Raw genomic sequence first — 14,537 nt, forward strand, 5'->3', positions numbered from 1 at the left:
TTAACCTACCATATTATTAAGTTGCAGAAGCGGTTGTAATATTGAAAGAACGATGAATAAAAGAATCGTCGCCATGGATACCACCAGCGCCGGTTCAAATACCGACAGCGTTAATGTAATTCGATGCTGTAATGCCGATTCCTGATTTTCCGCCGCGCGATCCATTAAATTACCTAATTCCCCGCTCTCTTCACCGGAGGCAATCATATACAGCATGGTTGGCGGGAATAATTTCGCCTGTTCCAGCGCCGCATACAGCGACGCCCCCTGACGTACGGTATCGGCGGCCTGCTCAAGCACCTGACGGGCATAGAGATTTTCAATACCGTCCATCGCGATATACATCCCCTCCAGCAGCGGCACGCTGCTGGCCTGCAAAATGCTCAGGGTACGGATATAGCGGGCGCTGTTGATGGCGCACACCAGCTTTTTAATCGGCGAGCCATTCACCAGCCAGCTGTGCCAGCGAAAACGGTTTTTCACGTTTCGCACCCAGGTTTTGAAGCCGACGAACGCCCCCGCCAGGCTGCCGACAATATAGATACCCCAGGCTTGCAGGAAATCACTTACCGCAATCAGCGTCCGGGTGGTGATCGGCAGTTGCTGTTTCATGTGGGTAAACTGCTCAATCACCTGCGGCACCACCGCCACCAGCAGAATGCCGATCACCGCGATAGCGACCACGGTGAGGGTAATCGGGTAGACCATCGCCTGCGTCAGCTTGCTTTTCATCTTCTGGCGCTGTTCGTTGTACTCCGCCAGCTTCTCCAGCACGTCGCCCAGATGGCCGGTCTTCTCACCGGCCATCACCAGCGTGCAGTAGAGTTTGTCGAAGGTGCGTGGAAACTGGCTAAAGGCGTCGAACAGCGTATGCCCCTCGACCACCTTCTCGCGGATCTCCATCACCATCGCCGCCAGCTTTTTATCTTCCGTCTGCTTAGAGATCGCCTTCAGCGCACTTTCCAGCGGCAGCGCGGCGTTCACCAGCGTCGAAAGCTGACGGGTAAACATCGACAGCACCGGGGTAGAGAGCTTTGCCCCGGTTTTCGCTTTCCCGCCTGTCGCCGTTTCGCGGGTTTCGGTGATGCTCACGGGCATCAGCTTTTGCTCGCGAAGCCACTGGCGAACCTGCTTTTGCCCCTCGGCCTGTAACGTCCCGCGCTGGGTTTTTCCCGCGGCACTCGTCGCCGTCCAGGCGTAGAAGGCCATTACGCATCCCCCCCACGCTCGGCGGTGACGCGCATGACTTCTTCCAGAGACGTCACGCCGCCGATCACCTTCAGCAGCCCGTTTTCACGCAGGCTGTAGGCCTGCTTAAAGAGCTGCGTTTCTATGGACATTTCGTCCTTATCTTCATGGATGGCGCGGCGCATGGTACTGTCCACCACCAGAAACTCATGAATACCGGCGCGGCCCTGATAGCCGCTCTGACGGCAGTGTTCACACCCCACCGCGCGATAAATCGCTTTTGGCGGCGCGTCCATAAAGCTGAACAACGCTTTTTCATTGGCATCCAGCGGACTGGTGGTCCGGCAGTGCGTACACAGCCGACGCACCAGACGCTGGGCAATGACACCGAGCAGCGATGAACCGATTAAAAACGACTCCAGCCCCATATCCCGCAGACGGGTTATCGCCCCTGCGGCGCTGTTGGTATGCAGCGTCGACATCACCAGGTGACCGGTCAGCGACGCCTGCACCGCGATCTGGGCGGTCTCACCGTCGCGAATTTCCCCGATCATCACCACGTCCGGATCCTGACGCAGAATCGCGCGCAGCCCGCGGGCAAAGGTCATGTCCACGCGCGGGTTAACCTGCGTCTGCCCCACGCCTTCCAGCTCGTATTCGATCGGGTCTTCCACGGTCAGAATGTTGCGCTCGTGACCGTTCAGCGCCGAAAGAATGGCGTACAGCGTGGTACTTTTACCGGAACCCGTCGGGCCGGTAACGAGGATGATCCCGTGCGGGCGGTCAATCAGCCCTTTCAGCTTCTCCAGCTCTTCATCAATCAGCCCAAGCTTGTTGATGTCGGGCTTGAGATTGCTTTTATCGAGCAGGCGCATGACCACGCGCTCGCCGTACTGGGACGGAATGGTCGACACACGCACATCGATGGCCTTGCGGCCGATGCGCAGGGAGATACGTCCATCCTGGGGGAGACGTTTCTCGGCGATGTCGAGTTTCGACATCACCTTAATACGCGACACCAGCAGCGGCGCGAGCTTACGCGCCGGTTGCAACACCGGGCGCAGCACGCCGTCAACGCGGAAGCGGATGCTCAGCGTGCGCTCGAAGGTTTCGATATGAATATCCGACGCGCCGTCCTTCACCGCCTCGCCGAGAATGGCGTTGATCAGGCGGATCACCGGTGAGTTTTCGTCGTTATCGAGCAGATCTTCGTTATCCGGGATCTCCTCGGTTAAGGCCATCAGATCGATATCCGCGTCCATGTCGTCCACCAGCTGCTGCGACACGCCGCTGCTCTGCTGCCAGATTTTGGCCAGCATCTCGTCAAACGCTTCCGGCGTCACAGTGACGGGGATGAAAGCACGGCCCAGCACCCGGCGCACCTCCAGCAGAGCATGCGCAGGAGTGTCGTCCCGGATATAGACATCATTGTTGTAAAACAGAACGCCGTTATCTTTTGCGTAGCTGCTGCTACACAGTGTTTTACTCAGTTCGTCCACGTTACCCCTCCGCGCTATTCTTTAAACGGATTGCGCGTGGCGCTGGTTTTCACCGGTGCGGCGCCAGTGCTTGCAGAGGGAAACGCGGGCAGGACGGCGTTGTCAGTCGGCTCAACAATTCCGAGCTTTTTCTCCTCTACTCGCTGCATCTGGCGCACCCGGATCTGGTCATATTTCTCTTTCGAGGCCGCGCTGTAGTTGTCGTCGTCACGCAGGACGGTGGTATGAATAAACACCATCAGGTTGCGTTTGGAAGTATCCTGCGAGGTGTAGCGGAACAGCTGACCGACCAGCGGGATATCGCCGAGCAGGGGCACTTTGGACACGGACTGTTTGGTCACATTTTCCATCAGACCGCCGAGCACCACCGTCTGACCACTGTGGACCATCACTTCGTTATTAATCGTGCGCGTGTTGAAGGTTGGGCCGAGGCTGGAGTCTTCCGTCGCGCTGTTGTCGACGCTGGACACTTCCTGCTCAATCTTCAGATGGATCATGTCGCCATCGTTAATCTGCGGCACAATCTTCAGCTTGGTCCCTACGGTTTTACGCTCAACCGAGTTAAAGACGTTGTCGCCGCTGGTGGTTTGCGAACCGGAAAGCACCGGCACATCCTGACCGACGTTGAACGACGCTTCTTTGTTATCCAGCGTGACCACGCTTGGCGTGGAGAGGATGTCATTTTTGCCGTCAGTGGAAAGCGCGGTCACCAGCGCACCGAAGTCACCGTTAAAGAAGCCGGTCGCAAGGCCAGTGAAACTTGCCCCTTTCATGGTGCCATTTTTAATCTGGCTGATTGGCAGGCCGGTGGAGCCAAACTGCACCCCGCCGTGCTTGCTGGTCCACTGCACGCCAAGATCCAGGCCGTTACCGTCCTGCACTTCGGCAATGATCGCTTCCACCAGCACCTGCGGACGGCGAATATCCAGCTTGTCGATCACTTTCTCGAGGGAGTTCATCACGTTAGGCTGTGCGGTGATCACCAGGGAGTTGGTTGACTCGTCGGCGGTAATATTCAGATCGGTTGAGGCGCTCGCGGATTTCGCTTTGGCCGCACCCGGCTTGTCTTTCAGCTGCTCACCAATCCCGGTGAGAACCGGCACCACTTTGGTGGCGCTGGCATACTTGAGGTAGAAGACGCGGGTATTGCCCTCGTTATTCTGCTCACGATCCAGCTGATGAATAAGGGAACGGGTGCGCGCCCGCGCATCTTCCGCGCCGCTGATCACCAGGCTGTTGGTTTCGTCATCCGCGACGACTTTAGTCGCCAGCTGCGGCGCGTTCTGCCCTTTCTGTTCTTCATTGTTGAGGTTATTCAACATCTCCGAGAGTTCTTTGGCGGACGCAAAGCGCAGCGGGATGATTTCGCGACGCTGGATGCCGTCTTTATCGACGCGCTGCACCAGATCCACCAGCCGGTTCACCACCGAGGCTTTACCGGTTAACAGCAGGACGTTGGACGGCTCAAAGTGGACCACATTCCCGATACCAGTGGCATCGTTGAGCTGACGCAGCAGCGGGGCCAGCTCACGAACAGGCACGTTTTCCATGCGCACCACGCGGGTGATGATCTCGTCACCTTTGCCCGGATTTTTGCTGTCTGCCAGCGGCGCACCGGCGGTACGCGCTACGCTTGAGCGCACCACTTTGACCATGCCGTTGTCCATCGGGATCACCGACAGGCCGTAGAGATCCAGCACGCTCAGAAAGAATTGATAGTACTCATCTTCCGTCAGCACGTTGTAGGTTCGGACCGAGACGGTTCCCTGGACGGACGGATCGACCAGAATGGTTTTATTGAGATTGCGGCCTACCGTATCGATAAACTCGCGAATATCAGTATTTTTAAAACTCGCGCTAAAGTTAGCTGCAAGCAGCGAACTGGAATATAACGACAATGCGGTCAGCGCCACGCACGCCCAGGGAATTTTTTTCATGTCTGCACACTTTTTAATTGTTTAGAACATTAATCCGAATATTTTCAAGGTGAGCGTGACGTCGTACGATGACCTCCGCTTCTTTCATTTTTGACCAGTTGGCAATAATGCTTTTCGCTTTTGCTTCATCGGTCATATCGACAGAGTTAACCTGAACCGCCACATCGCCTTTTTCCAGACCTGACTGGCTGTAAAAGGCGGAGGCATTCCTTGGGTTTATCCTGTAGCCTTCCAGTCGGCCCTTTTCAGTTATGGGTTTTAACACCAGATAATCATCAAGATGCACACTCTCTGCGCCAACATCTTTTGTCGATTTCGTTACCGGGCCGCTATCCACGCCACCCTTAAAATAGTCCGGTTTATTTAATGCCAGAACCTGCGTAGTACCTTCATAATTAACCACCACATTATCTTTGTTTATTTCCTGAATAAATGCGTCGTTAAATCCAGAGAGAGGTTCACCCTCACGGTAGCTTCTCTGACCGCCTGGCGTTTTGATGACAGCAAAGGAGAGCCAGGCGTCATCGCTGTTCACAATACCTTCGATTTCAGCTGCCAGCGGGGCTTTCACCGCACCCGGTAAGATTTCCTGACGCACGGCTGCCGTAAAAAGCGAAAAGGATTTCTCTTCGCGCGTTTTTTTCAGCGGCTGTTGATCGGCATTAGCCAACTTATTCATAACTTTTTTATAATCTTTAAAGGTGAGATACCCTTGCTGGCCGCAAAAGATCAGCAGCACAAACATAATACAAGGCGTTATCCACCGTGAAAGAAATGAGAACCTCATTTTTTATCCGGCCTATAGCAAAGCAAAAATAAGCAGCGTCATACTGCGCCAATATGGATGAAAATAGTAATAAGCTGGTGCAAATGCGACCACTGACTTCGCCGCTAACTTTCATAAAGAAAAATATTGACCGTATAAAATCCAAATGTTAGACGCTGCCAGCAGGATATTTTTACCCTGTTTGCAAATTGACCGTTCAGGGGCGTTACCTTACTTTCTGATGCTGTTGCTATTCCTAATCAGAGACGGTAAGTCGTTATGTATCAGAGCCACTTTAATTTTAAAAATCCGCCATTCAGATCGATCGCCCGTTTATCCGGGGATTTTCTGGTGCCTTATCATCAGGATGTGTTCAACCTGTTGAAAGAGAAAACCCAGCAGGCGGGAGTTATCGGGCTCTTTTGCGACGACGCCCCGCTTCTGGGTCACTTCAGCGATGCGCTAAAAACCCGCCACAGTAACGTCCTTGTTATCAATGCGTTTCCCAAACTGAGTGCCAGTAGCCTGCTGTACAAGCTCAATCCGGTAACGAAAGAGAGCAAGAATCGCCTGCAGGCGGTGGATGCTATCCTGCGCCAGTGGCACGAGGGAAAAGCGAAAACCAGAGTGCTGGTGATTTCACACGCCGAAGCCATGAAAGAGAGCTGCCGTGAAGTCCTGGGTACGCTGCTCACGCGAGCCCAGGAGCTGAACTTCCGGCTCTCCGTGGTGCTGACGGGCACTGCGGATCAGGAAATCCTGCTTAAGCAACCTGAACTGCGCGAATATACACACACTCGTCATGTCCTGCGCCCCCTGACCTGCCGCGAATTCCTGGGCTATGTGCAGGCGCAATGCGAAGAACACGGCTGTGAAAATTCGCCGTTAACGCCGGCCCGCGTGCGCAAAATGCACACGTTGACCAAAGGCAACATCAGCAAACTTAACGAACTGGCGCACCTGTCAATGCTCGCTGCCTGGACGGAACGCGCGTCGCAGGTCAGCCCGCGTCATTTACGCCTGGCGGCGGGAGAGATCCTGCCCGCGAAAAAACACGGTAAGCGTCTGGCAACCGTGGGGCTGTTCGCATCGGTGCTGTTTGCCGCCTGCGGCTGGTATTTAACCTCGTCCATCAGCGGGCACCTTCCCATCCAGCTGCCGGTCCCCGTCAGCTGGAAACAGCCGACGCGAAAAACGGAGGCGCCCGTGGTGCCGGTTATCGACAATGAAATGGTTAATCAGCCGGATGCGATGCACCAGCTCTATCTGATGTGGGGATATGACGCCTCGGCCGAAGATGCGCTGTGCCAGAACGCCGCTAAAGTGAACCTGATGTGTAAACAGGGGAACGCGTCGCCGGAGACGCTGGCGCAGGAAGGGTATCCGTGGGTCAGTGAGCTGAAAACCAGCGGTCACCTTAACTATGCGGTGGTCGCCAGGGTCGGAGATACATCACTTGACCTGTTAATGAATAACCGGACCTGGCAGGTGAGCCGCAGCTGGTTTAACCGGCATGCGACCGGCAACTTCACCCAGTTGCACCGCCTGACACCGGAAGGAAAAGACGCGATCGGCGCGGCCAGCGACAGCAAAGACATGGCCTGGCTCGATCAGCAGTTAAGCCTGGCGCTGAACCAGCCCGAAACGCATGCCCGGATCTGGACCGCTGAGATGATGAAACGCACCCGTGAGTTTCAGCAAAAAATGCATCTGCACGTGGATGGCATCCCCGGCGAAGAAACGCTGATGCAGCTGATGCGCGTAACCAACAGCACGCCGAGCGTACTGATTCAGGCCACCCGCACTACCCCGGACGCAAAAATGCAGGAGAAGAAAGCCTAATGTCGACCATCTGCCTTGCGGCCCAGCGCAGCTATACAACCGGGGAAGCGGTCTGGTTTTCGTACCGCCTCCCCAGCCTGAAAAACGTATTCGGCAAAACAGCATTATGGATGGTCGGCCTTTGCGCCATGCTGGTTGTCGGCCTGTATATGCATGTCTACTGGAACATGCGCCACCCGGCGCCTGAACCGGTCAACGCCAGCGTTGCCAAACCGGAAACCCAGCTTTCGGAGATGCACTACGTGTATGTGAGTAAACCGTTCCCGCATCCGCAGCCTAAAGCTGCGCCAGTGCCTGTTGATGTTCCACCGATGCAGGATCTGCCGATCATCAGTGATGATGCCGACTGGCAGCAGGCGCCCGACGGCGCGGTGCCGCAAGAGCCCTCGCGGGATACCCTACCCGGAACTGAGGCGCATGAGCACGATACCGCCCCCGCCAGCACGAGCAGTGAAGAGTCATCATTAACGGAATTATTTAAACAGGCATTAAAAGAGCAGGAGCAGGATTATTCTCAAGGAAAAATTCCCGCACCGCCGGTTGACGAAACGCAGGATAATTCACAAGCAAGTGTTAAAAACAGTGAAAACAGCCGTTCCCCTTTCAGTGATAAAGGAGACCGGCGGGAGTAGGAATTAATATTTTTCAGGCAGTGCGGTGAGGTTAAGCAGTCGACCTTTTTCCACCACAATATATTGACCTTTTTTCAGATCGGAGAGGATTTTAATAATGGTGCTACGTGCCAGGTTAGTGTATTCCTGAATGTAATCATAAACGTTAATGTCACGCTGATGCTGTACAATCAGGTCGTTGATCTCATATAAAAATTCACGAACAACAGAATATGCGCTGCGAGCGACCAGAATATCATCGCGCTTGCTCATCAGGCATATGTACCAGGAAAGCACTTTTGTCAGTTCAGGCCACAGGTTTTTCTCGGTCATCAGCTGGGCGAAGACCTCTTTCTTGATCGAGCGAACAACTGTATTCGACCGAACAAGGCCGTACATATGGGTGGCGTTGTAATACATCGACGACAGGCCGAAAATGCATTGCCCGGTAACGGTAAACAAGCACAGTTCGTCAGAGTCACGTCGAAATTCGACTTCGCCGCTGACGATAATATGAATTAAACCGGAATCAGCAGTGGAAATCTTCTGCCATTTTTTTAACGTTCTTTCTTCAACGCATGAGGTTGCAGAAATAATCTTTTCCATTTCATGTTGCGGACGTAATTTTTTTCCATAGATGCTTAACATTGTTATACCCGTTTTAAGATGTGATTTTAAAAAAACATGGCAACGGCATTCATACCGAACCATAAATATTTTCCTGATGAAAAACTCAAGAATAAAAAAAAGAGTAAAGTTTTTTATTCGCTAAATTGCTTAGCGTGCTATGTGTCCATCTTAAATCCGAATAATTTTAAGTCAATTAACTAAAAATGAAATGAGATTGTACTTAGGATTAATCTAATAGAAACTTGCGGAAATATACTCATTTGGGGGTAAGCCAAAGGTTTACCCCTGCCCGTATTTCTCTAAAAGTGCTTCGGCAATCGCCATGGTTTCAACATCCGCTACGCCATTCCATAACTGCGGACGAAAATGCATCTGGAACACCATGATGATGCGTTTTTGCTGTGCAGGCGTGCTGTTTTCTGGCACCTCGTAACCGTAGCGCGCCAGCAGATCGAGCAGTGCTGCGGTATCAACCTGCTGATAATGCGGTCGCCCGTTGATATAAAAATTCACCCGCGCCGGTTCAGGCCAGGCTCCGATGCCCTGCTGCGCCAGTTCGCGCCACGGAAACAGCGGGCCAGGGTCGTCTTTACGCTGCGGGGCGATATCCGAATGGGCCACAACGTTCTGCGGTTTAATGTCGTAGCGGGCGATGATGTCTCTGGCAAGCGGGATCAGCGCCGCAATTTGCCCCGGTTCGAAGGGGGTAAAGGTTTTCACGCCATCGGTTTTCCGCCAGCCGCGGTTTTCCAGCTCAATGCCGACGGAGGTATCATTTATGCGGTTGGTCCCACGCCAAAAGCTAATACCTGCATGCCAGGCCAGCTCGCTCTCCGGCACCAGCTGCCAGATACGCGGTTTGCCCTGCGGAGCTGGGGGCTTTGCGGGGATGAGATAGTGAGAGCTGACGTTTTTATCGGTCAAGGTCGCAAGCGAGGTGTCGAAATCATCGGCGGTGTAATGGATCACCAGCACCTTTATGCGCGGGTAGGCCGCCTGCGCCTGATGGCGCGTATCAAGTTCGTACGCGCCTTTATCAACAATGCCCTCTTCCGAGGCGCATCCTGCCAGCAACAATGCCAGCAGGAGGGTTGAGAGCGAACGCTTCATCGACGGGTTTTCACCGCCGTGCCGCTTACGCTCACCATCAGCATGCTGGCATCTTTCCCGACCGTTTCGTAGTCGATATCAATGCCCACCACCGCATCCGCGCCCAGCGCTTTGGCCTGCTCGCCCAGCTCCTTAAACGCAATGTCACGCGCTTTACGCAGTTCTTTCTCGTAGGCACCGGAGCGCCCGCCGACGATATCCCGAATGCCGGCAAAGAAGTCCCGGAAGATGTTGGCGCCCAGAATCGCCTCACCGGTGACCACGCCGCAGTACTCGGTAATGGGTTGACCTTCCAGGGTTGGTGTTGTTGAAAATTGCATACTTCCTCTCCGTCTTTAGCGTTCAATGCGTTAGCAACTGCATTATCGGTTCGTTACGCTATGATTGAAAGGATAGTTAATAAATAAGGAAATCAACATGCGCTACTCTGCTTTAACGCTTTTAGTGCCCTGCGCGCTGGTGCTCAGCGCCTGCACTACGCCGGTCACGCCAGCCTTTAAGGATATCGGTTCCCGCAGCGGCCCCTGCATTGAGGGCGGCCCGGACGCCGTGGCGCAACAGTTCTATGATTACCGCATTCAGCATCGCGGTAATGACCTCACCGCCCTGCGCCCGTACCTGAGCGATAATCTGGCGAAACTGCTTAATGACGCCTCGCGCGATCCGCAGCAAAACGCGCTGCTTTCATCCCATCCGTTCTCCAGCCGCGCCACGCTGCCGGACAGCGCCGACGTCGCCAGCGCGTCCACCATTCCGAATACCGACGCACGGAATATTCCTCTGCGCGTGAAGCTAACCCAGGGGACGCAAACCTGGCAGGATGAGGTGCTGATGATCCGTGAAGGCCAGTGCTGGGCAATAGATGATGTGCGCTACATTGGCGGCAGCGTTCATGCTCCGGCGGGCACCCTTCGCCAGTCGATTGAGAACCGCTAACGCATACGATAAATAAACGTTAACCCCGTAAAATGTCCGGCATTTCATGCGGAATGCCGACATTTATTCTCGCCCCCCTTTCCCGTCCCTATTTTGTGCTATGTTTAAGAGGAAACACGGGTTATATTTAACTTTTAACGCAGAAATATTGCATAACTATTCTGTCAACGGTACTATCTGCGGCCTCAATTGCTATAGATTGCCTGGATGAGTAAAGACTGCCCCGATGAGTATTAAACTAAACGGCATTAACTGCTTCTACGGCGCACACCAGGCGCTGTTCGACATTACGCTGAGCTGCCCGGAGGGCGAAACGCTGGTTTTGCTCGGCCCAAGCGGCGCGGGAAAAAGCTCCCTTCTGCGTGTTTTAAATCTGCTTGAAATGCCCCGTTCGGGAACGCTGGCCATCGCCGGTAACCATTTTGACTTCGCGAAAACCCCTTCTGATAAAGCGATTCGTGAACTGCGTCAAAACGTGGGCATGGTTTTCCAGCAATATAATCTCTGGCCGCATCTGACGGTGGTGCAAAACCTGATTGAAGCCCCGTGCCGCGTGCTTGGCTTAAGCAAAGACCAGGCGATGGCGCGAGCTGAAAAGCTGCTGGAACGTCTGCGTCTGAAACCGTACAGCGACCGTTATCCTCTGCATCTCTCTGGTGGTCAGCAACAGCGTGTGGCAATCGCCCGTGCGCTGATGATGGAGCCAGCGGTGCTGCTGTTCGACGAACCAACCGCAGCGCTGGACCCGGAAATTACTGCCCAGATCGTGAGTATCATTCGTGAACTGGCGGAAACCAACATTACCCAGGTCATCGTGACCCACGAGGTGGAAGTGGCGCGCAAAACCGCCAGCCGCGTGGTCTACATGGAAAACGGGTATATCGTTGAGCAAGGTGATGCGAGCTGCTTCACCAACCCGCAAACCGATGCCTTCAAAAACTACTTATCACACTGATGTGTTAGGGAAATTATAATGAAAAAAGTATTGATTGCCGCGCTGCTTGCTAGCGTCAGCCTTTCCGCTACCGCAGCCCAGACCATCCGTTTCGCCACTGAAGCGTCCTACCCTCCGTTTGAATCCATTGATGCGAACAACAAGATTGTTGGCTTCGACGTGGATCTGGCAAATGCCCTGTGTAAAGAGATCGACGCGACCTGTACCTTCAGCAACCAGGCGTTCGACAGCCTGATCCCCAGCCTGAAGTTCCGCCGTATCGACGCCGTGATGGCCGGTATGGACATCACTCCGGAGCGTGAAAAGCAGGTTCTGTTCACCACCCCTTACTACGACAACTCGGCGCTGTTCATTGGCCAGAAAGGTAAATACGCCTCCGTTGACCTGTTGAAAGGCAAGAAAGTCGGCGTGCAGAACGGCACCACGCACCAGAAATTCATCATGGATAAGCACCCGGAAATCACCACAGTGCCGTATGACAGCTACCAGAATGCGAAGCTGGACCTGCAAAACGGCCGTATCGATGCGGTGTTCGGGGACACGGCTGTCGTGACTGAATGGCTGAAAGCGAACGACAAGCTGGCCGCCGTGGGTGACAAGGTGACAGATAAAGACTACTTCGGTACAGGTCTGGGTATTGCCGTACGTCAGGGCAACACCGAGCTGCAGCAGAAATTCAACGCTGCGCTGGAAAAAGTGAAGAAAGACGGCACCTACGAAACCATCTACAAAAAATGGTTCCAGAAGTAATTCCTGATGAATGAAATTTTTCCTTTAGCAAGCGCCGCCGGGATGACCGTCGGCCTTGCCGTTTGTGCACTGATTATCGGCCTCGTACTGGCGATGTTCTTTGCGGTGTGGGAGTCCGTTAAGTGGCGCCCTGTCGCATGGCTCGGTTCAGCGCTGGTGACTGTGCTGCGTGGACTGCCGGAAATTCTGGTGGTCCTGTTTATCTATTTCGGCTCCTCACAGCTGCTGTTAACGCTGTCGGACGGCTTTACGATTAATCTCGGCTTTGCGCAGATCCCGGTGCAAATGCAGATTGAGAACTTCGACGTCAGCCCGTTCCTGTGCGGCGTAATTGCGCTCTCCCTGCTCTATTCGGCCTATGCGTCACAAACGCTGCGCGGCGCGCTGAAAGCGGTACCGCAGGGACAGTGGGAATCCGGTCAGGCGCTGGGCCTGTCGAAAGCGGCGATCTTCTTCCGCCTGGTGATGCCGCAGATGTGGCGTCATGCCCTGCCAGGGCTGGGCAACCAGTGGCTGGTACTGCTGAAAGATACCGCGCTGGTGAGCCTGATCAGCGTGAACGATTTAATGCTGCAAACCAAAAGTATCGCCACCCGTACGCAGGAGCCATTTACCTGGTACATCGTCGCGGCGGCTATCTACCTGGTGATCACGTTGCTGAGCCAGTACGTTCTGAAGCGTATTGATCTGCGCGCAACGCGTTTTGAACGGAGACCAGGCTGATGCTGGATTATTTACCCGAACTGATGAAAGGGCTGCACACCAGCCTGACGCTGACCGTTGCGTCTATCATCGTAGCGCTGATCCTGGCGCTGTTCTTCACCATCGTCCTGACGCTGAAAACGCCGGTGCTGGTGTGGATTGTCCGTGGCTACATTACGCTCTTTACCGGTACGCCGCTGCTGGTGCAGATCTTCCTGATTTACTACGGTCCAGGGCAGTTCCCGTCGTTACAGGAATATCCGGTTATCTGGCATTTGCTCTCTGAGCCATGGCTCTGCGCCCTGATAGCTCTCTCACTGAACAGCGCGGCCTATACCACGCAGCTGTTTTACGGCGCGATCCGCGCGATCCCGGAAGGCCAGTGGCAGTCCTGCGGTGCGCTGGGCATGAGCAAGAAGGACACGCTGGCGATCCTGCTGCCATACGCCTTTAAGCGTGCGCTCTCTTCCTATTCCAATGAAGTCGTTCTGGTGTTCAAAAGCACCTCTCTGGCCTACACCATCACCCTGATGGAAGTGATGGGCCACGGGCAGCTGCTGTACGGACGTACCTACGACGTGATGGTGTTCGGTGCGGCGGGTCTGGTCTATCTGGTGGTCAACGGTCTGCTGACGCTGATGATGCGTCTTATCGAGCGTAAGGCGCTGGCGTTTGAGCGCAGGAATTAATCACGCCAATGCATAAAACGGTATTCATTGAGCGGGTAACCTGATGGGTTATCCGCTTTTTTTTGCAACAAAGGTAATATTTAATCATTTTTATTGCATATAAATTCATTAGATGGCATTGTATATCCAGGCCGCAGACACGGCGCATAAATAAGACAGACGGGAGCATTACAATGAAAAAGTTAGTTCTGGCCGCATTACTCGCAACCTTCGCCGCAGGCGCATCCGCCGCAGATAAAATCAATTTTGGCGTTTCTGCCACCTATCCGCCGTTTGAATCGCTGGATGCCAGCAACCAGATCGTCGGCTTTGACATTGACCTGGCGAAAGCGCTGTGCAAGCAGATGCAGGCCGACTGCACCTTTACTAACCACGCGTTTGACAGCCTGATCCCGTCCCTGAAATTTAAAAAATACGATGCGGTGATCTCCGGCATGGATATCACCCCAGAGCGCAGCAAGCAGGTCGCGTTCACCGACCCGTACTACGCGAACTCTGCGGTAGTGATTGCGAAGAAAGGGGCTTATAAGTCTTTCGACGAACTGAAAGGCAAGCGCATCGGCATGGAAAACGGCACCACGCACCAGAAATATCTCCAGGACAAGCATCCTGAAGTGAAAACCGTGGCCTATGACAGCTACCAGAACGCAATTATCGACCTGAAAAATGGCCGTATCGATGGCGTATTTGGCGACACCGCGGTGGTGAATGAGTGGCTGAAAACCAACCCGCAGCTGGGTACAGCGACGGAGAAAGTGACCGATCCGCAGTACTTTGGTACCGGCCTCGGCATCGCGGTACGTCCGGATAACAAAGCCCTGCTGGAAAAACTGAACGGCGCGCTGAAAGCGATCAAAGCTGACGGCACATACCAGAAAATCAGCGAGCAGTGGTTCCCGCAGTAATCTCTTTTTGCCGGGTG

Annotated in this window: 15 protein-coding genes; 8 read left to right on the forward strand and 7 right to left on the reverse strand. The window is 54.1% G+C overall.

What is annotated here, in order from left to right:
• From gspF to gspC, 4 genes are read right to left on the reverse strand one after another with little or no spacing between them, the layout of a single operon-like run.
• Nucleotides 1–1,209 (reverse strand): type II secretion system inner membrane protein GspF, encoded by a 1,209-nt coding sequence (gene gspF / locus ACNQ0T_RS19010; RefSeq protein WP_417930322.1) that lies wholly within the window; start codon nt 1,207–1,209, stop codon nt 1–3.
• Nucleotides 1,209–2,687, reverse strand: coding sequence for a type II secretion system ATPase GspE (gspE, locus tag ACNQ0T_RS19015; protein ID WP_063138156.1), 1,479 nt, complete (start codon nt 2,685–2,687; stop codon nt 1,209–1,211). Before gspE ends, gspF begins: the two co-directional genes overlap by 1 nt.
• Nucleotides 2,688–2,701: 14 nt before the next feature.
• Nucleotides 2,702–4,624 carry a type II secretion system secretin GspD gene (gene gspD / locus ACNQ0T_RS19020; protein ID WP_023299693.1) on the reverse strand — a complete coding sequence of 641 codons (1,923 nt, stop codon included), beginning with the start codon at nt 4,622–4,624 and terminating at the stop codon, nt 2,702–2,704.
• Between the two features lie 13 nt (nt 4,625–4,637).
• A complete protein-coding gene (gene gspC, locus ACNQ0T_RS19025) occupies nt 4,638–5,369 on the reverse strand; it encodes a type II secretion system protein GspC (protein WP_417930323.1) in 732 nt (243 codons plus the stop codon).
• A gap of 300 nt (nt 5,370–5,669) precedes the next feature.
• On the opposite strand from gspC, the gene ACNQ0T_RS19030 reads away from it, so the two are divergent.
• Entirely contained in the window at nt 5,670–7,232 is a 1,563-nt protein-coding gene (locus tag ACNQ0T_RS19030; RefSeq protein WP_417930324.1) for a peptidoglycan-binding protein, read from the forward strand.
• Nucleotides 7,232–7,864 carry a hypothetical protein gene (locus tag ACNQ0T_RS19035; protein WP_052680851.1) on the forward strand — a complete coding sequence of 211 codons (633 nt, stop codon included), beginning with the start codon at nt 7,232–7,234 and terminating at the stop codon, nt 7,862–7,864. Before ACNQ0T_RS19030 ends, ACNQ0T_RS19035 begins: the two co-directional genes overlap by 1 nt.
• 3 nt (nt 7,865–7,867) lie before the next feature.
• On the opposite strand, the gene ACNQ0T_RS19040 is transcribed toward ACNQ0T_RS19035, so the two are convergent.
• The 3 genes from ACNQ0T_RS19040 to ACNQ0T_RS19050 form a co-directional block, all read right to left on the reverse strand.
• Nucleotides 7,868–8,491 carry a helix-turn-helix domain-containing protein gene (locus tag ACNQ0T_RS19040; RefSeq protein ID WP_022647582.1) on the reverse strand — a complete coding sequence of 208 codons (624 nt, stop codon included), beginning with the start codon at nt 8,489–8,491 and terminating at the stop codon, nt 7,868–7,870.
• A gap of 261 nt (nt 8,492–8,752) precedes the next feature.
• The gene (locus ACNQ0T_RS19045) at nt 8,753–9,583 is read right to left on the reverse strand and encodes an N-acetylmuramoyl-L-alanine amidase (protein ID WP_023305777.1); all 831 of its coding nucleotides are present in this window, start codon (nt 9,581–9,583) and stop codon (nt 8,753–8,755) included.
• Nucleotides 9,580–9,903 (reverse strand): heavy metal-binding domain-containing protein, encoded by a 324-nt coding sequence (locus ACNQ0T_RS19050; protein WP_003858361.1) that lies wholly within the window; start codon nt 9,901–9,903, stop codon nt 9,580–9,582. The genes ACNQ0T_RS19045 and ACNQ0T_RS19050 overlap by 4 nt, the downstream gene beginning before the upstream one ends.
• 97 nt (nt 9,904–10,000) lie before the next feature.
• Here ACNQ0T_RS19050 and ACNQ0T_RS19055 point away from each other — a divergent pair, with 97 nt between their 5' ends.
• The 6 genes from ACNQ0T_RS19055 to artJ all read left to right on the forward strand — a co-directional run bounded on the left by ACNQ0T_RS19055 (nt 10,001) and on the right by artJ (nt 14,520).
• Complete coding sequence (locus ACNQ0T_RS19055; protein ID WP_417930325.1) at nt 10,001–10,519, forward strand: lipoprotein; 519 nt, start codon at nt 10,001–10,003, stop codon at nt 10,517–10,519.
• Between the two features lie 226 nt (nt 10,520–10,745).
• Nucleotides 10,746–11,474 (forward strand): arginine ABC transporter ATP-binding protein ArtP, encoded by a 729-nt coding sequence (gene artP / locus ACNQ0T_RS19060; RefSeq protein ID WP_006809439.1) that lies wholly within the window; start codon nt 10,746–10,748, stop codon nt 11,472–11,474.
• Nucleotides 11,475–11,492: 18 nt separating this feature from the next.
• Nucleotides 11,493–12,224, forward strand: a complete 732-nt coding sequence (gene artI, locus ACNQ0T_RS19065; protein ID WP_006174322.1) for an arginine ABC transporter substrate-binding protein ArtI — start codon at nt 11,493–11,495, stop codon at nt 12,222–12,224.
• A gap of 6 nt (nt 12,225–12,230) precedes the next feature.
• Entirely contained in the window at nt 12,231–12,947 is a 717-nt protein-coding gene (gene artQ / locus ACNQ0T_RS19070; RefSeq protein WP_003858367.1) for an arginine ABC transporter permease ArtQ, read from the forward strand.
• Complete coding sequence (gene artM / locus ACNQ0T_RS19075; RefSeq protein WP_022647579.1) at nt 12,947–13,615, forward strand: arginine ABC transporter permease ArtM; 669 nt, start codon at nt 12,947–12,949, stop codon at nt 13,613–13,615. The genes artQ and artM overlap by 1 nt, the downstream gene beginning before the upstream one ends.
• Nucleotides 13,616–13,788: 173 nt before the next feature.
• Complete coding sequence (gene artJ / locus ACNQ0T_RS19080) at nt 13,789–14,520, forward strand: arginine ABC transporter substrate-binding protein ArtJ (RefSeq protein WP_015571008.1); 732 nt, start codon at nt 13,789–13,791, stop codon at nt 14,518–14,520.
• Nucleotides 14,521–14,537 lie beyond the last annotated feature (17 nt).

This window comes from Enterobacter cloacae complex sp.6700776, assembly GCF_048284255.1.
In the GTDB taxonomy this organism is placed as follows: domain Bacteria; phylum Pseudomonadota; class Gammaproteobacteria; order Enterobacterales; family Enterobacteriaceae; genus Enterobacter; species Enterobacter intestinihominis.